At 65.0% G+C, this 15,968-nt stretch carries 23 protein-coding genes; 2 read left to right on the forward strand and 21 right to left on the reverse strand.

Annotation, left to right across the window (positions count from 1 at the left end; genetic code table 11):
* Positions 1-211: 211 nt before the first annotated feature.
* The 7 genes from RQG77_RS14345 to RQG77_RS14375 all read right to left on the reverse strand — a co-directional run bounded on the left by RQG77_RS14345 (position 212) and on the right by RQG77_RS14375 (position 3,531).
* Complete coding sequence (locus RQG77_RS14345; RefSeq protein ID WP_311245311.1) at positions 212-718, reverse strand: hypothetical protein; 507 nt, start codon at positions 716-718, stop codon at positions 212-214.
* A 42-nt stretch (positions 719-760) separates the two neighbouring features.
* Positions 761-904, reverse strand: a complete 144-nt coding sequence (locus tag RQG77_RS14350) for a hypothetical protein (protein ID WP_311245312.1) — start codon at positions 902-904, stop codon at positions 761-763.
* A gap of 81 nt (positions 905-985) precedes the next feature.
* Complete coding sequence (locus RQG77_RS14355; RefSeq protein ID WP_311245313.1) at positions 986-1,681, reverse strand: PIN domain-containing protein; 696 nt, start codon at positions 1,679-1,681, stop codon at positions 986-988.
* A complete protein-coding gene (locus RQG77_RS14360; RefSeq protein WP_311245314.1) occupies positions 1,678-1,944 on the reverse strand; it encodes a hypothetical protein in 267 nt (88 codons plus the stop codon). Before RQG77_RS14360 ends, RQG77_RS14355 begins: the two co-directional genes overlap by 4 nt.
* 75 nt (positions 1,945-2,019) lie before the next feature.
* Complete coding sequence (locus RQG77_RS14365) at positions 2,020-2,679, reverse strand: HNH endonuclease signature motif containing protein (RefSeq protein WP_311245315.1); 660 nt, start codon at positions 2,677-2,679, stop codon at positions 2,020-2,022.
* A 32-nt stretch (positions 2,680-2,711) separates the two neighbouring features.
* Positions 2,712-3,008 carry a hypothetical protein gene (locus tag RQG77_RS14370; RefSeq protein WP_311245316.1) on the reverse strand — a complete coding sequence of 99 codons (297 nt, stop codon included), beginning with the start codon at positions 3,006-3,008 and terminating at the stop codon, positions 2,712-2,714.
* Positions 3,009-3,048: 40 nt separating this feature from the next.
* Entirely contained in the window at positions 3,049-3,531 is a 483-nt protein-coding gene (locus RQG77_RS14375) for a hypothetical protein (RefSeq protein WP_311245317.1), read from the reverse strand.
* 108 nt (positions 3,532-3,639) lie between these two features.
* Here RQG77_RS14375 and RQG77_RS14380 point away from each other — a divergent pair, with 108 nt between their 5' ends.
* The gene (locus tag RQG77_RS14380) at positions 3,640-3,876 is read left to right on the forward strand and encodes a hypothetical protein (protein ID WP_311245318.1); all 237 of its coding nucleotides are present in this window, start codon (positions 3,640-3,642) and stop codon (positions 3,874-3,876) included.
* Here the strand turns inward: RQG77_RS14380 and RQG77_RS14385 are convergent.
* The 12 genes from RQG77_RS14385 to RQG77_RS14435 form a co-directional block, all read right to left on the reverse strand.
* Entirely contained in the window at positions 3,873-4,181 is a 309-nt protein-coding gene (locus RQG77_RS14385; protein ID WP_311245319.1) for a hypothetical protein, read from the reverse strand. The genes RQG77_RS14380 and RQG77_RS14385 overlap by 4 nt on opposite strands.
* Complete coding sequence (locus RQG77_RS14390; protein WP_311245320.1) at positions 4,178-4,696, reverse strand: hypothetical protein; 519 nt, start codon at positions 4,694-4,696, stop codon at positions 4,178-4,180. Before RQG77_RS14390 ends, RQG77_RS14385 begins: the two co-directional genes overlap by 4 nt.
* Positions 4,689-5,429: a primase-like DNA-binding domain-containing protein gene (locus RQG77_RS19380; protein ID WP_396653417.1), complete on the reverse strand. Its 741-nt coding sequence runs from the start codon at positions 5,427-5,429 to the stop codon at positions 4,689-4,691. The genes RQG77_RS14390 and RQG77_RS19380 overlap by 8 nt, the downstream gene beginning before the upstream one ends.
* Positions 5,430-5,986: 557 nt before the next feature.
* On the reverse strand, positions 5,987-6,916 hold the full coding sequence (locus RQG77_RS14395) for a hypothetical protein (RefSeq protein WP_311245321.1): 930 nt from the start codon (positions 6,914-6,916) through the stop codon (positions 5,987-5,989).
* 52 nt (positions 6,917-6,968) lie between these two features.
* Positions 6,969-7,523: a hypothetical protein gene (locus RQG77_RS14400; protein ID WP_311245322.1), complete on the reverse strand. Its 555-nt coding sequence runs from the start codon at positions 7,521-7,523 to the stop codon at positions 6,969-6,971.
* A gap of 78 nt (positions 7,524-7,601) precedes the next feature.
* Positions 7,602-8,069: a hypothetical protein gene (locus RQG77_RS14405; RefSeq protein ID WP_311245323.1), complete on the reverse strand. Its 468-nt coding sequence runs from the start codon at positions 8,067-8,069 to the stop codon at positions 7,602-7,604.
* A gap of 140 nt (positions 8,070-8,209) precedes the next feature.
* On the reverse strand, positions 8,210-8,572 hold the full coding sequence (locus RQG77_RS14410; RefSeq protein WP_311245324.1) for a hypothetical protein: 363 nt from the start codon (positions 8,570-8,572) through the stop codon (positions 8,210-8,212).
* Between the two features lie 262 nt (positions 8,573-8,834).
* Complete coding sequence (locus RQG77_RS14415; RefSeq protein WP_311245325.1) at positions 8,835-9,638, reverse strand: type II CAAX endopeptidase family protein; 804 nt, start codon at positions 9,636-9,638, stop codon at positions 8,835-8,837.
* A gap of 7 nt (positions 9,639-9,645) precedes the next feature.
* Positions 9,646-11,589 carry a DHH family phosphoesterase gene (locus tag RQG77_RS14420; RefSeq protein WP_311245326.1) on the reverse strand — a complete coding sequence of 648 codons (1,944 nt, stop codon included), beginning with the start codon at positions 11,587-11,589 and terminating at the stop codon, positions 9,646-9,648.
* Positions 11,590-11,686: 97 nt separating this feature from the next.
* The gene (locus RQG77_RS14425; protein WP_311245327.1) at positions 11,687-12,391 is read right to left on the reverse strand and encodes a hypothetical protein; all 705 of its coding nucleotides are present in this window, start codon (positions 12,389-12,391) and stop codon (positions 11,687-11,689) included.
* Entirely contained in the window at positions 12,388-12,816 is a 429-nt protein-coding gene (locus RQG77_RS14430; RefSeq protein ID WP_311245328.1) for a hypothetical protein, read from the reverse strand. The genes RQG77_RS14425 and RQG77_RS14430 overlap by 4 nt, the downstream gene beginning before the upstream one ends.
* A gap of 2 nt (positions 12,817-12,818) precedes the next feature.
* Positions 12,819-14,102 carry a replication-associated recombination protein A gene (locus RQG77_RS14435; protein ID WP_311245329.1) on the reverse strand — a complete coding sequence of 428 codons (1,284 nt, stop codon included), beginning with the start codon at positions 14,100-14,102 and terminating at the stop codon, positions 12,819-12,821.
* Between the two features lie 285 nt (positions 14,103-14,387).
* On the opposite strand from RQG77_RS14435, the gene RQG77_RS19385 reads away from it, so the two are divergent.
* On the forward strand, positions 14,388-14,855 hold the full coding sequence (locus RQG77_RS19385) for a nuclease-related domain-containing protein (protein ID WP_396653419.1): 468 nt from the start codon (positions 14,388-14,390) through the stop codon (positions 14,853-14,855).
* On the opposite strand, the gene RQG77_RS14445 is transcribed toward RQG77_RS19385, so the two are convergent.
* Positions 14,852-15,487 carry a hypothetical protein gene (locus RQG77_RS14445; RefSeq protein WP_311245331.1) on the reverse strand — a complete coding sequence of 212 codons (636 nt, stop codon included), beginning with the start codon at positions 15,485-15,487 and terminating at the stop codon, positions 14,852-14,854. The genes RQG77_RS19385 and RQG77_RS14445 overlap by 4 nt on opposite strands.
* Before the next feature lie 19 nt (positions 15,488-15,506).
* Complete coding sequence (locus RQG77_RS14450; protein ID WP_311245332.1) at positions 15,507-15,944, reverse strand: hypothetical protein; 438 nt, start codon at positions 15,942-15,944, stop codon at positions 15,507-15,509.
* Positions 15,945-15,968 lie beyond the last annotated feature (24 nt).

The following is a 15,968-nucleotide window of genomic DNA, read 5'->3' on the forward strand; positions in this document are numbered from 1 at the left end:
GGCGATCATCACTCGGTCTCCATTCTGGCCGTTTTCGGCGTCTCCCCGGGAAAAGAGGGGCTGCGCCGGATAGCTGCGATAACTGGTCTTATCGTCGGTAAAGGGCCAGACAGGGAAGTGAGATGGGGCTGAGCAGGTGAGAGCGCGTTCCGCATGATTTCAGGCGACGCGCCGCCGCGTACTGACTTGATACCCGGGGCGGCCAGGCGCCTCAGTCGCGGCCGTCCGCGACGATGAATGCGATGCCGTCCTCGTGCCGCCACTCAGTCGCGATTCTCAGGGCGCGCTGCTTCACCTCGCTCCTCAGCGCCTCGATCTCGTCCTCAGAGAAGATCCACGCGCGGGTTGTGCTGCGCGATCGATACGGGGCGAGGGCGTAGACGTTGATGCGGCTGACCGTGGAGGAGAACTGCACACTTCTCGGTAGCTCGAGGCCCGAGGCTTTGTCGTCTTGGGTCGGCCAGCCGTGGTGTGTGCCGTAGGGAGTGCCGTTGTGCACGATGGTGGCGACCTGATCGAGCCCGGCCAGCTGTTCTGCCGTCGGGTAGGTCGGGCGACGGGCCGCCATGAGCTGGTCGTAGCGATCCATCCTGGCGCGCTGCTCTGTGATGTGCGCCCAGCGTGACGCGTCGAAGGCCGCCTCGAGGGCGTTGATCTCATCACGCAGTGTGACGATCTCGTCGGTGTCATGAGTGGTGGTGCCGTAGATGGCGGTCATCGGATTCTCCTGGATGGTCGAGTGGCTGCCGGCGTGCGTCTGTCAGCTGATCTCGCCCGCTTTCAGCGCGCGCTTGATCTCCTTCAGCGATCGCCAGGGTCGACCTTTCAGTGCGTCGTCCTGCGTGATGACGATGGCGCGGATGTGCCGGGCGGTCTTGGGGTCGAGCGGCTTGGGTTCAGGCATGAGAGTTGTTCTTTCGGGCGCGCGAAAGAGCCGCCTGGACGCAGTGTCCGGGCGGCTCTTGGTGTGTTGGGACGAAGGCGGCTACAGCTGCCTGTCGTCTTCCGATTGACGACCGACTGCGCCGCCGATTCCGGGCCGGTCGAGGTGAACGTCTCGAAGCTCGGGGAAGCGGTCGGACAGTCGAGGCATGCCGGAATATGGAGCTGTCGGTGCGGCGCGCTTCGGCCGAACCGGAGGCTGAGCCGGAGCGGGGGTGTGCGTCTGCATCGCAGCGGATCGGACCATATGGGAGGTGAACTGTCGCGGGCGCATGATGAGCCGTCCGTTCCAGGCTGGGCCGAGATCTGTCAGGTGGTGGTCCGAGGAGACGATGACGTCAGCGTTGACGGAGGGGTCTTTCGCGAGAGCGAGGATGTGGTTGTCCTCATGATCTCCGATGCCGTGATCCAGCACCACCGGGTCAACGATCGCTCCGCCGGTGAGTTCGCAGGTCTCGGCGATGAACTTGAGGAACCTCTCTCGAGTCTCGGGCGATTGACCGTTCTCGCGCATGACTCGGCTGATGTTCCGCAGGATGTGCGGCGACGCGAAGAGCGCGTAGCGATCGTCGAAAGCAAGCGCCAGGGCGTCGGCCGCGGGGGAGGAAGAGGGGATCTCACTCTGCGTGGGGAAGAGCATCCTGCCGTCGCCACGACCGATGAAGTCGAGATAGACGTTGATGTCGAGGACGACGGGGATCTTGCCGGGTGCCGCAGCAGCCGCGGCGCTGTCGGTCACGGCACCCGGAGATCGTCGATGAGCTTGAGCGTCTCCTCGGTCGTGAAGACCTTGCCGCCCCGCTCGGCGAGTGCATCGGCATGAAGAGACTCAATGCCCTTTCGCACCTCCTGTAGCCGTTTCAGGCGCAGGCGCTCCTTGAAGTCAGCCATGGCGACGCGGAGGAACTCGCTGCGGTTGCCGTCACCGAACTCAGCGGAGAGTTCGTCAAGCAGCGGAATGTCCGTCTCATCGAGGGCGAAGCTGATGGGTCGAGCGGCCACGGCGGGCCTCCTCACGCGTTAGTAATCGGTTATTAAGGGTACTGCGAACGAATGCGACAGGCAAGAAGTGTCGCTTCAGGCGAGACCCTGGCCGAAGCGGTGAAGCCAGCTCGAGTGGTAGTCCGGAGCGGAGTGCCGGCGGCCTGTCGTCTCGCCGGCCGCGATGATGTCGGGGTATCGGGAGAGGAGCCCATCCCATCCTTGATCGCGCGCGGGCGTCGTGGAGACCAACGGCAGAGAGTCGACTGCGAGGCTGGACTTCCGCGTGTTGCACATCGCGTGCAGGGTTGTGAGATTCGACGGGTCGCTCGATCCGCCACCGGCATGCGCGAGTACGTGGTCGGCTTCGGGCGCGAGCGCCCAATACGCCGGATGCACAGTGCCGCGGCGGTAGTGCGCGTAGTACGGGAACTCGTCGGGGAACACGTCGCTGATCGCGACGAGGATGCACCGGGGGATCGTGCGGCCCCCGCAGTACGTGCAGAGGAAGCCGTCGCGGAGGAACACCTCGGCACGCGTGCGATCGGAGACGCGGCGAGAGGTGCGGGCATCGCTGCCGGCCGTGGCCACGCCGTGAAGGGTGAGACTGCCCATCCACACTTCGCCGGCGATCGGCTCGAGGATCTGACGTGCACGATCGATGGATGACGGGAGCGCCGCTGTCACTTCGTCGAGCACCGCGCTGTACCAGGCGGCGGCATCACCGCGGAAGGCGTGGATCTCGCGGGTGCTCATACGAGCGACCTTACGCCCCGCGCACTGCGGCGCTATGCGACGACGAGGTCAGCGCATCGGATCGCGAACTTCGACGTGTAGTCGGAGTGGCCGCAGGCGCTTGATTCGGCGCGAAGCACTGCGTCCAGGTCGACAGGGGCGGTGTTCGCTTGGCTCCGAAGGGCGTTGACAGCTTCGAGCATGCGCTCGCGTTCGAAGATGACCCAGCCGAGCTCCTGCCCGCCGTCAGCATCCGTAACGAACTCGCTTCTCTTCTCGCGTTCCCGCTGCGACATTCTGAGCGTGTCCAGGAGGGTGAGGTACGCCTGGTGCCAGCGGTTGTCGGACATCGCAGACTCCTCGTCGTATCGTCACTGGCCGGTCAGCAGGCTACCGCTTGATGCAGGCGCCCGTGTCTGAGTAGAGCGCGCCAGTCTTCGTGTTGGTGAGCTTCACCCGGACGCCGGGGTCGCCCACGATCGCGACAATGTCGACCTCAGGGTTCATGCGCTGCCCTACCAGGCCGTAGGCCATGGAGACGGTTTCGTCTTCTGGGGTCGACTCGGGGAGTCGCACGGCGTAGTCACCGAATCTCGTCAGGTCATCGTCCTCACCCAGCGTGAGCGGTTCGCCAGATCCGAGGTTGTCGAGGAGTGCAGCCGTGTTGGGGTCGTCGGACTCGAAGGAGAGAGCTTCGTCCGTAACCGTTGCAGTGAAGGCCCGGAGCATGAAGACACCCTCACGGTCTGTACCGGCGCACTCCCAGGTGCCCTTGAGGTACTCGAGTGTCGGTTGCGGGCTCGCGGCGCATCCAGAGAGCGTGAGCATGGTCGCGGTTGCGATCGCAGTGAGAGTGAACGTCTTGCGGAGCATGGGGTTCCTGTCTGAATGAGGTCTATGGCGACTATGGCGTCATGATCGGGCCGCGGTCACCTCGCGGCTGCATAGCCATATGCCGGGATGGTCTATACGGTGAGGGGCATGCAACTGCTGGAGCTGCCCGACCCGACAGGTAAATCACCGTCGATGTGGATCAACGCCGATCACGTCGTGAGCGTGATGCCGGTGATCCGGAACATGGGCAGCGGGTTCGAGGCTCAGGCCGAGGTGAAGCTCGAGGGTATGCCCCTCCACAGGGTGATGCTCGGAGTGCACGAGTCGAAGGATGTCGCGGAGGAGGCGTTCAAGGGGTTTCTCGAACGCCTCCAGGCGGGCTAACGACGCCGAGCGATCCAGTTCAGCAGCCGACCGATCGGGCTGAGCCTTGTCTGCGCCCACCACAGCGACACCTCTCGCGGAGCCGGGTACGGGTCGTGATGGATCGGATCGAGGGGATCCTGTGCGCCCTCAGCGCGGCGGAAGGCACTCGCGAGCGTCAGCCCGGAAAACCGTCGCGACCGGTCGTCGATCAGCGTGACGATCGTGATGCCGGCGCGACTGATCGTCTCGATGTCGTACTCGGTGGGGACGCGTTCGCTCCTGATCACAACGGGCAGAGCTTCGCGCTTGAGCAGGGCGATCATGCTGCCACCTCCTCCTCGAACTGAATGGTGACGAGGTCCCAGCGTCGGAAGACAGCCCAGGCGTCCTCCGTCTGGTTGCCGTCCGACGCTTCGTCGCGCACCCATCGCACAGCGATGTACTCGTTGGTCTCGAGGAGTGCTGCGACGGCCGAGGTGGTGGGCATCGGCTGCATGCCGGACTCGCCGGAGGAGGTTCTGACGGCGACCGTGGTACGCGACGACAGGAACAGCGCCGGGCGGACGCCGGGACGGCTGATGTGACTCTGGATGTGCCGGCCGTCGGCGCCATCCTGGTACGCGTCCAGGCGCACACCGGCCATCTCAGCACGCATGGCGGTTTGGTCAGCGTCCCCGGCCGCGACCATCTTGATCACGGAGTCGCTGGCGAAGTGCACGTCGAACGCGGCGCGCCACTGGTTGTCGATAAGGATGAAGTCGTCGTCACGCAGGTCCTGCGCTCGGACCTGCGCGGTCGTGATGATGGTGCGAGTCTCACGCGGTGTCGTGTCAGTCATGGGTCTCTCGATTCGGGATATCAGCTGAGGTAGGTGGGGTTGTTACGGCTGCCGGGGCTACCCTCCGGAGGCCCCAGAGCGCACGCGAGTCCGCTCCGTTGTGCGACCAGGTCTTCGCGGTTCGCACGAGCGGCTCGGAGGCTTGCATGCGAGATCCGGGGCGGCTACGAATGTGCTCCCAGCGACCGCTGTCGACCGCGACGGCGATGAGTCGACGCATGAAGGTCTCTTTGCTCAGCCCACGACCGGTGGCCTGAGGCCACGCTCGGTAGAGGGCGTAGAGAAAGCCGTTCGGGAGGAAGTCCCATGCGAACTGCTCGGAGTGATCTGTCCAGAACGCAGCGACCTGCTCGAGTTCGATGGCCGTGGACACACTGAAGCGTTTCTTCACCGCGTTGGTCGAGTCGGACTGAACGGCGCCTGTGATCTCGCTCCAGGAGCGCGGCTGCTTGGGGTCAGTGCGAAGTTCCTGCACGCACGCCCTGAGGAGATCGTCGATCTCGCGTTGGGCTATCGCCAAGGCGCTGAGCTCAGAGAGCGTGGCGGGGGAGCCGTCTTGGATGCACTGGAGCTCGCCGATGGCCAGCAGGAGATGGTCTTGAGCGTGGCGCACGGAGGTGCCCTTTCGTGATGTACCGCGGGTGCAGAATGCGCCCGCGAAGTGGCGAAGTACCTTTTCTGAATAGCGAAATCGGTACCGACCTGCACACAGGAATCCCCAGCTCAGGAGCACAAAGGGGCACGCATGGCATGACGGTGGGTACCGTTTTCAAGAAGCACGAAAGGGGCGAAACGGTACGCGCTGGGGGCGGCTTTCCCTTGATATTTCAATGAAGTAAGAGAGAAAGAAGGGGGGATGTAACCGATGTACCGTGAATTCGTAGAAAGTACACACATGCGCGCATGCACGCGCACACGCATATAGTTCGTTCAGCGGCGCGGTACATTCGGTACTTTGCGGGTTTCTGCCAGGTCAGCTCACAAAAGAGCATCAACGAAAGCGGTACGCAATCCGGTACGCGCCTCTGGCGTGCTCGGCAAGAGGGCATCAAAAGAGCCTCGCCACCTGGGGTTTTCGGCGACAGGTGCTGCTAGCACTGCGTACCGGCGAAACGGTACGCGCCTGCATGGGGAGAGAAAACCCCCGAGGAGCGGATGCTCCCCGGGGGTTCTTGAACCGTTCTGGCGCTGGGCGCTGAGCTCGGGCTGAGGGCGCCGCTGAGCGACGGCCTCGGATTCTCCTTCTACCGTTGGTAGACGAGATGCGGGATGGTCCAGCCATCCCCGGTCTTAGCAGGGGCGTGTGCCACCCATGCCGTTGTCCACGACACAGCCGCCAGGGCCGCCTCCGACCTGACCGCCACCGGGAGGGCCTCCGCCGCCGGGCTTCGTCCCGCCGTTGTTGGCCGGGGGTCGGCTCCCGCCGCTGTTGCCGTTGTTGTTGGAGCCGCCGCCGTTGTTGCTGGAACCACCGTTGTTGTTCCAGTTCTGCTGGGCGTTCTGCTGGCGCGCGGCCTCTTCAGCGGCACGCTGGCGCTCAGCCTCTTCGGCGGCGAGACGTGCGGCTTCCTGCTCTGCGGCGATGCGTGCGGCCTCGATCTCGGCAGCGATGCGTGCGGTCTCCTCCGCCTGGAAGACGGCGAAGTCGTCGGTCAGCACCTGCGTGCTCCCGTCGAGGTCGGCCGCGTCAGCGGTCGTCGACTTGGCGAGCTTGGTGATCGCCGCGGCCTCGGTGCGGTCCTCGCACTCGTCAGGGATGATGACGTTCGCGAGGGAGACGCTGCCATCGGTGACGTTCGCGATCTGCTCGGCACCGCTGGGGCGAGCGGGGACGGCGTCGACGGCTTCGACAGCCTCGACCCCTTCACTCGCTTCGACGGCTTCGACCGCGTCGATTGCCTCTGCTCCGGCGCGGTCGGCGTAGTTGCCGCTCACCCAGCCGTCGGTGTCGGGGAGCGCCGTCTGGGCGACAGCCTCGAGGGCGGTGTTGGCGTTCTCGACGGACGTCGCGGCCGCCTCGGCAGCAGTGGCTCCTGCGTCGAGGGCGACGGTGCACTGGCGCAGCGTCTCTTCGGCCTCAGCCTGAGCGACCGTCACGGAGGTGACCGTGATGCCGCCGGCGAGCACGACGGCTGCGGCAGCGATGATCGCGATGGCGCGCTTCTTCGAGCGGCGCTTCGCGGCCGGTGCGTCCGGCGGTGTGCTGATCTCGTCAGACATGGTCATCTCCTATGGGGACTCGGAAACGTTGGGTATTGGGAAGAGGGCGACGTCAGGCGCCGAAGTCAGGACACTGAGCCCACAGGCCGGTGTTGTTGGCCTGAGCAGTGGACTGGTTGCCTTCGTACGAGCCGCTCCAGGCGTCGGTGGTGAGCGCCATACCGTCGACGATCATCCGCTGGGCGTAGGGAAGTCCGGCGCCTCCGAGGAATCCGTAGTGATCCCCGGCAGCATCGATCCACTCGCCACCAGCGGGCTCGGACTCGTACATGATCTTGCGAGGACCGCCGAAGAGGTTCTCCTCGGCGTGGGCGACGGCCTCATCGAAGCCGCACTCGCCTTCGGCGGGCCCTTCGATGTCAGAGAGGTGCACGGTGAACTCTTCACCGAACAGCTCATCGCTCTCCTCGGAGGGCGTGACGACGAGCGTGGAGAGGTCGGTGACCTCTACGACGGTGACCGACCGATTCTCAGGACGGGTCTGCGCAGCCTCGGAGGGCTCGCTGGAGGGCGCGGCCGGCTCAGAAGGAGCCGAGGTGCACCCGGTGAGGATGAGGGCGGCGAGGACGCCGACGGCGACGAGGCGCGCCTTTCGGGCGAGGAACATGGTGAATCCGATCTCGCTTGCGAAAAGCGCGTTCTGGTTGCTTTACGAGCGTTCTGGGGGTGCCCGTACGGAGCTAACTTACCGCTCTCCGGCAGCCTCATGAATCTCGTCATCCGCAGGAACTGCGGCAGGCGACGGCTCGTCCTGGTCGTCTACCGTGTCGGCGGGAGAGAACCTCGTTGGAGCAGCGGGCGTCCAGTCGAAGAAGGACACGGTGGCTGTGATGATGAGGGCGACGATCGCGACGATGATCGATGGCCACGGGTTCTCGGATGCGCCGGCGATCTGGATGCCGATCACGATCTGTCCGAGGATGACGACGAGGAGCAGCAGGGCGAGCGTCCATGATCTGAACGTCCGGGTCGCCTCGCCGAGAGCGGGGGTGAACACAGTCAGCGCGACACTCGGAAGCGTCGCGACGATTACCCCTGCGCCGTCGATGCGGTTGAGCGTGAGCACGAAGGCGATCACGTAGCCGAGGAGGATCAGCCCCAGCGTGAGGCTGAGGAATGTCAACTGTCGGCGCGTGGGCTTGGTGTTGTTCATGCGGTCATCCTCCCAGGATTCGCGAGGTCGGATGGTCGCCGGCATGTGGCGGAAGAGAGAGTGCGAGGGGCTCGGTGAGAGCCCCTCGCGGGGGTACCCAGGGGCAGCCTCCGCTCAGGGAGGCTCGGGGAATCTAGGTGTCAGCGCTGATACTGAGTCAGGCTGTCCATCAGGTAGTCCTGAGGAGTCATCGTTCGGCGCTCGGAGACCGGAGGCTCGACGACGTAGATGAGCTCGACGTTGACGGTGTGGAACGAGTCCATCCGGACTTCGTAGTCTCGCACCTTGAGGACGGAGCCTGTGGGGGCCGTGGCGAGCGTGTTGATGAAACGCTGCCGAAGTGCGCCCAGCTCGCGGGCGTTAGACGCCGAGAGACGAACCAGGTGGTAGTAGCCCACGTCGAGGGTGACGTCGCTGGCGACGTTCGTTGCCAGCTTCACGTCGAGGGCGCGAGGCATCATGAGCTCGCCTTCAGCCGTGTAGGAAGTGCGTCCGATCCTCATCGCACTCACCTCCTTAGGCTGATCTTGCGGAAGATCCGTGAGAAGACTCTACCCAGAATCTCTGGTCATTCTTCTCACCCACCCACCCGGGTGACCGGCAACCCCGGTCACCACAAGACCCTCCACGGCGAACAGCACCGAACGGCATCAGCCGTTCGGTGCCGCCGTGTTGCACGTATGCACCCGCTCGAATGCGCACCAGCGCACCCGAGCGGGTCGGCCAGCACCTGCTGGCCAATATCGGCGCGTCAGCGCCCCACGCTCAGCGGGAACCCGCACCTGCGGTCTCCTGATCGCCCTGCTCCGCCGCCGACTCACTCGTGGCACGGGCGAGTGCGTACATGCTCAGAACGACCATCGCGGCGAACCCGACGATCATGAACGGATTCGCGATCGCCGAGACGAACGCGGGAGGCGTGAGGGTCGACGCGACGTTGAAGAGCACGTGCATCGCGATGACCGGCCAAAGGCGTTGGCTGTGCTCATAGACGAGGGCGAGAAGCACGCCCAGCGGCACCGTGAGGGCGATCTGCACGAGGTTGCCGTGAAGGAGCGCGAACACGACGGCCGAGAGCACCGCCGCAGCCATCACAGGCCAATGACGGCGCAGCACCGGGTATGCGATGCCGCGGATGAGCGCCTCCTCACCGATCGGTGCGAGGAGGATGCCCGTGAGGAGCACAAGCCAGACAGGGGAGTCCATGCGGGTCTGGCTCACCGCATCGAACCCTTCCGAGCCGATGGCCGAGTACAACCAGACCGCGGCGGTCTGGCCGAGCAGCCAGCACGACACGAGTCCCGCTGCGGCGGCGAGCCAGAACTGTCCGGTCCTAGCTCGTGGCGACGCTCGACCGGCCCGGAGTGAACCAGTCGAACCCCATCGGTATGCGAGCGCCATCACGAGAGCGACGAGGCTCGATAACGCCGCGCCGGCGATCGGGTCGCCGGTCAGCAGCGTGCCCAGGAGGGCCGTGCCCACATACGTGGCCAGGGCCGCCCCCAGGATCGCGAGCGTCTTCCCCCAGCGCCGCATGGGCGCGGGAAGGGTGGCGAAGAGGTCCTTCATCGCTCGATCACTCCTCGTCGGTGCTTCCGGTTTCCAGCGGCTCCACCAGCCGCTCGACGACTGCCTGCACGGACTCGTGACCGCGGAACACGTTGATGGACAGCTTCGCACGAACCCGCAGCGTGGTCGCACCGCGCTCGGGGTTCTTCGCCAGCGATTCGAGCGCATCCAGGTGCTCAGCGGAGTTCCACCAGAGCAGCTTCATCCCGATCGGCAGGATGATGCGGATGTGCTTCTTGTCCTTGCCGAGGAGCCCGATCGCAGATCGCGTGAGATCGATGACCAGCTCGATCTCCGGCCGCGGGAATCCGTGGCCGTAGGGAGTGAGGGTCTCGATCCCGACGACGAGCTCCATGAGATCTTCGAGGTCGGTGAGGCCCGCGTCGCAGTCGGGCGAGGGTCCCAGCACCAGGTCGGCCTTGTCGGCTTCGCTGAGTTCCCCGCTGAGCACCATCCGCGCGTGGATGGACGACGCGGTGTCGTTCATCACTTCCGCGAAGGTGACCAGTTCCTCGAGGTTCGCCGCGCGCACACCGCACGCGTGTTCGTGCCCGACCGCAGTGAATCCCAGCGGGGTCATCGTGGAGATGATCGGGAACCACTCGGGCGATCGTGCTGAGCCACCGCACGGCGCTGACGGATCCATGGTGCGCTGAACGACGACGGTCGGACGACCCGTATCACGCATCACGTCAGACGCGATGAGGCCGAGCATGCCCGTGGGAGCGTCGGTGAAGAAGACGCCCTTCTCCTCGAGCGGCTGCGGCTCATCCCAGAGACGGTCGATGTAGTACTCGCTCATCTCCTTGCGCTTCTCGTTGACCGCGATGACTGCCTTGGCGTGCTCGAACTTCTCGTAGGCCGAGGCGGCGGTGAAGACGCCGAACGCGTCGTGCATCGAACCTTCGACGCGACGAATCGCGTTGAACGCCGGGGCAAGGTAGAAGGCGTAGAACTCCTCGTCCAGCTCCGAGATCTTCTGGAGCTTCCCCGCCTTGAATGTCGGGTTTCCGGCGTAATCGAGGACGGGTTCGCCCTTGTCGTCGAGTACCGGCTTCCGGTGTTCCTTGAACGCGCGCATCATGAGAGCGAAGCCCTCGAACACCGAGACGAACGCCGGGTGATGCTGCTGCGATCGCAGCAGCATGAGGAGCGTGCTCTGGTTCACGTCGTACGGCGTGGTCTCGTCGTCCTCCGGGAGGGGCACGTAGAGCAGGCGCGCCAGGGACAGCGAGTCGCGGACCATCTTACGGTTCTCGTAGAAGAGCGGCATGACGTCGGAGACGGTGCCGATTCCCGCGAAGAGCTTGAGCTTGGCGATGCTGCTGAGCTTGTCCGGCGCGTAGTGGGTGGCGTACGCCGTGAGGACCTGGTGGAGCACGAACGCCCCGCAGATGCCCTCGTGGGCGTACGTCTCTGAGATGCGCACGGGGTCGACGGCGATGTCAGCCACGCTGCCCGGCGGCAGCTCCATGTGGTGATCGGTGACGAGGGTGATGAGCCCGAGGTCACGAGCCTCCTGGATGCCTTCGTTGCTGTTGATGCCACCGTCGCAGGTGATGATGGCGCGGGCGTCGGGGAACTGGGCGCGCAGCTCGCGAACAGCCTCGACAGTGACGTCGTGACCGCGGCGGTAGTCGGGGACGTAGAGCTGAGCGTCGAAGCCCATCTCGTTGAGTCCGGCCCAACCGAGCACACCGGAGGTGATGCCGTCCATGTCGTAGTCGGGCAGCACCACGATCTGCTCGCCGGCGAGGCGGATGCGGTGCAGTTCCGCAGCCATTCGGTCGACGTCCTTGAGCTCGTCGTGACTGGGGTCGTTGATCGAGAGGAGGAAGTCGGTGGTCCAGCCGCGGTTCTTGCACAGGATGGCGAAGAGCGAGTTGTCCTCGAACCCTCCGAAGTCGGGTTCCGCCACGGCGGTGGTTCCGGGTTCTCCGGGGTCTGTCATGGTGCTCCTTCGCGGAAACAGGTAGAGGTGTGGGTGCACGCACAACGGCGCCGCACCCCGATGTGGGATGCGGCGCCGTGATGCGCGTGGCGTCAGGTCAGACGGATGCTCCGTGCTCGGAGACGTGGATCACGATGCGCTCGTAGGATCCGTCGTCGAGTCCGCGGAGACCTCGTTCGGGCGGGAGCACGACGGTGAACTCGCGGTTCGTCTCCTGCAGCTGGGTGATCGCGACACCCGAGATCGTCTCGGGGCTGAAGTCGATGAGCTTCTCGTCGCTGCCGACCATCGCCGGGATGAGCATCACGTTGGCGTCGATGGCCCCGATCTCTGCGATCGGTACCTCGACCACGCTCGAGGCGAGGGTGCGGAGACTCTCGGCCTTGTCGGTGAGCGTCTTGAGCGTGATGCCGTCTGCGAGAGATGCCCAGCTGCCATGCACGGTGGGAGCAGCTTCGGCGAACTCACCATCCTGGCCGTAGTCGAGGGCATCGAACGGGATGCCGGCATCGTAGAACGCCTGAGCGACCGTGATACCCGCCACGCTGGACAGGTCGACGAGTCCGCGCTGGATCTCGAGGGACTCGATGACCTTCTGGACAGTTTCCTCGAGGAGAAGGTCCGTCGCGCGCGGATCGGCGAAGAACGCGAGCGTTCGCTCCGTGGTGATCGTCTCGTTGGTGGATTCCTGTTCGTCCGTCACTACGGCTCCCTCTCTCGGCGTGGTGGCCTCATCGTGTGGGGCCGCATCCCAGTCTGGAGCATCGGATGCCTCGGACTCGAACCGCGCTGGATCGGTCATGCGCTCTCCTCGCCCGTGAGGGGCAGGATGAACTCGTACCAGCCATCGCTCTGCACCTCGGGGGCGTCGAGGAAGGCCCAGATGTCGTTGTCGACTCCGATCGCCTGGATTGCCTCCTGGGCGTTCACGATCGCGCGCACCTGGTCGTCCGAGAGGTCGTGCGTACCGTCCTCTGCGATGTCGAGGTCCTGGACGCCCGGCTGCGCCGCAGTCAGCTGTCCGAGGTAGTACTCGTCGGTCTCCCAGTTTCGGATGAACACCGCGGTGGATCGCTGCAGGAAGACAGCGTTGAGCTCGGCGCGGGCCTGCTGAACTCGGATGTGGTCAGCGACCCGCTTCGTCTCGGCGAGGTGGGTCTCGACGAGGTTGCGCGCCATCTTGATCTCCGTGAGGGACGGGTTCGGGATCTCGATGAGTACAGACATGGTCATGCTCCTTGGTGGGTCGTGCGCGCGATGGCGCTCATTCGGTGTCCCACCGTGGCTTCGAAGCCGTTGTCGGTGGGGGAGTAGTACTCGGTGCCGAGCATCTCGTCGGGGAGGTACTGCTGGGCGACGATCCCGTGCGGGAAGTCGTGTGGGAAGAGGTATCCCTGGCCGTGGCCGAGCGCCTTGGCGCCGGGGTAGTGCGCATCGCGCAGATGCATCGGTACGGACCCGGTCCGCCCCTTGCGGACGTCAGCGAGAGCGGAATCGATCGCGGCGATGACTCCCGGAGACTTCGGCGCCGTGGCGATCGCGATCGTCGCCTGGGCGAGGTTGATGCGCGCCTCTGGCATCCCGATGAGCTGGACGGCGGATGCCGCTGCTACGGCGATCGGAAGAACCGTGGGATCGGCCATGCCGACGTCCTCGCTGGCATGCACGACCAGCCGCCGGGCAATGAAGCGCGGGTCTTCGCCGGCCTCGATCATGCGCGCGAGCCAATGGATCGCACCCTGAGGGTCGGATCCGCGCATGGACTTGATGAACGCGCTGATGATGTCGTAGTGCTGGTCGCCTTGGCGGTCGTATCGCTGGATCGCGGCACCCGTGGTCTGTTCGACGGTCTCGACGGTGATGCTCGAGGCGCCGCTTGCGACTGCGGTCGCAGCTGCAGTTTCGAGACGACTGAGCGCCTGGCGGACATCTCCGCTGGAGAGGTCAGCGAGGATCTCCAGGACTTCAACCTCGGCAGTCACCTTGTCGGCGAGCTCGGGGTCATCGCGCAGTGCTCGCTGAAGCAGCACGACGATGTCGTCCTTCTCCACAGGTCGGAGTACGAGAAGGATCGACCTCGATACGAGCGCCGCAATCACCGAGAAGCTCGGGTTCTCCGTCGTCGCGCCGATGAGAGAGATGAGGCCGGTTTCGACAGCCGGGAGGAACACGTCCTGCTGGGCCTTCGAGAACCGATGGATCTCGTCGAGGAACAGAAGTGTAGATACACCTTCCGCCCGGTCTTTCTCCGCAGCCGCGAGCACCTTGCGAACATCGGCGACGCCGGCGGAGGTGGCGGACAGCTCGACGAACTTCCGGTTCGTGGTCTTGGCGATGACGCTGGCGATCGTGGTCTTGCCGCATCCGGGAGGCCCGTAGAGCAGCACGGAGGCGCCACCGTCACCTGTCGTGAGCAGCTGCAGCGGCGATCCTTCGAAGGTCAGATGATCTTGCCCGACGATCTGGTCGAGGGATTGTGGACGCATGCGCGCCGCGAGGGGTTGGGTGGTCACGCGATCCGCCTTTCGTCAGGGGGAGGTGTCTGAGGTCTACGCCATGCTTATGGGATGACGGGAAGCGCAGACCGAGGTGTCGCCGGTGAGTCCGCTCGGCGAGAGTATGAGCGACGCACGAAACGGGATGAGCGCCGCGTATTGCAGCAGAAAGCCGACATACACGCGCGCTGGGGCGATGGACTCCTTGGCCGCTTCGTCGCTGCTGTGACGGTCGACGACACACCCCGATCGAGGACCACGGTGTGGGCAGTCGGTGCCGCTGGAGAAGAAACCGTTGCGGCGATGCTCGACTCCATAGAAACGGGCACGGCCTTGCACGATCGAAAGATCCCGGGCAGTCGCGCGAACATCGACCACATCTTCGTCTCGCCACGCGGAGTGTGGGTTGTCGACGCAAAGAAGTACGTAGGCAAGCGTCCGAGGTTGTCGCACGAAGGGGGTGTTTTCGGCTTCGGGGGCACCGAGCGCCTTCGGATCGCAGGCCGCGCGAGCGACCGTCTCGTTGACGGCGTTCTCGGGCAAGCACAACTCGTGACCGCGGCGCTGGGGCACTCAGTGCCCGTCTCCGCAGCGCTCTGCTTCGTGGACGCAGATTGGCCTCTCTTCGGAGGAGCCTTCACCGTTCAAGGTGTCTTTGTGGGAAGCCCCAAGATGCTGAGGAAGCGGCTGACCTCGCAAGAGGGCGATGAACCAGTCATCGACGTCGATTGGGCGTCCGCTCGCCTGGCCCGTATGTTGCCGTCTGCCTAGCTCCTTGGAAGGAGGTCGAAACCGCCGCGCCGGCGCTCAGCCTCTCTCTCCCGGACGGCGGTAGCCGTCGGCTCCGCCAGATTCTCGATGAGCTTGTCGAGCTGCGCATAGCCGTCCCCCTCGTTGAGGGTGCCGGCGCCTTCGATCTCGAAGTAGAGCCGGGCCATCTCGCCTTCTCCGATGTCGTGTCCGACGATCGTGGGGTTGCCGAGGGTGGACCAGTCCCATCCCTGGATCCCTGACTCCCAGTCGCCGTTCTCGTGATCGGTGATGACTTCGAAGGAGACGAGGAGGGTGCTGGAGGACACCAGCTCCGTCACGATGGCGTCGGCCAGCTGCGCGGTGCCTCCGGCTTCTGCGTTGCTGATCACCCCGATGAGCCGGTCGCGCAGAGATGGGTGGCTCGGGTCTTCCGTGGCGGGCAGCGTTTCGCTGACGATCACGGGTTGGTCGAGCGGGTACTTCAGATCGCCGTGCTCGGTTTCGATGACGATGATCAGGTCGTAGACGTCGACCCGAAGAATGGCAGACCGTCCCCCTCGTCGCCCGACGAGCGAGAGGGCTCCGTGCGCGGGGTTCTCAAGAAAGGCTGCGAGGTCCCCTGCGTGGATGTGGTGCTCGATGCGGGGCATGAGGTGCTCCTGGGTGGTGTCAGGCCCGGAGGGCGCGTATGTCGTGCTCGGACAGGTCTACGGTGCGAACGACCTTGGTCCCGAGGTCGGTGACCCTGAACACACATGCGTCACTCTCGGTGGTCGAGGTACGCCCGAAGACGTCGGCCCAGATGGTTGCTGCAGCCTGTTCGGGCGTGAAACCTTCGGCGTTGATCGACCATTCGATGAGGTACTCGTGCTCGGAGTCAACGGCGGACTCTTCACTGATCGTGATCTCCAGGTCGGGCTCGAGATGGACGGTGCCGTGCTCGGTCTCGATCCCGATGGTGTCTCGGATGACATGCGACTCCTCGACGTCCCCGGTGATGAGGGCCAGGCCCCCGTGGTCTCCGACGAGGCTGATCATTCCGCGCTGGGGATCGGCGACGATCTCGCCAAGGTCGCGGACGAGGACTGTGTGCGGGGTGCGGATCATGACGATGCTCCAGGTTCGGTGAGG

This window comes from Microbacterium sp. WCS2018Hpa-23, assembly GCF_031843845.1.
GTDB lineage: Bacteria > Actinomycetota > Actinomycetes > Actinomycetales > Microbacteriaceae > Microbacterium.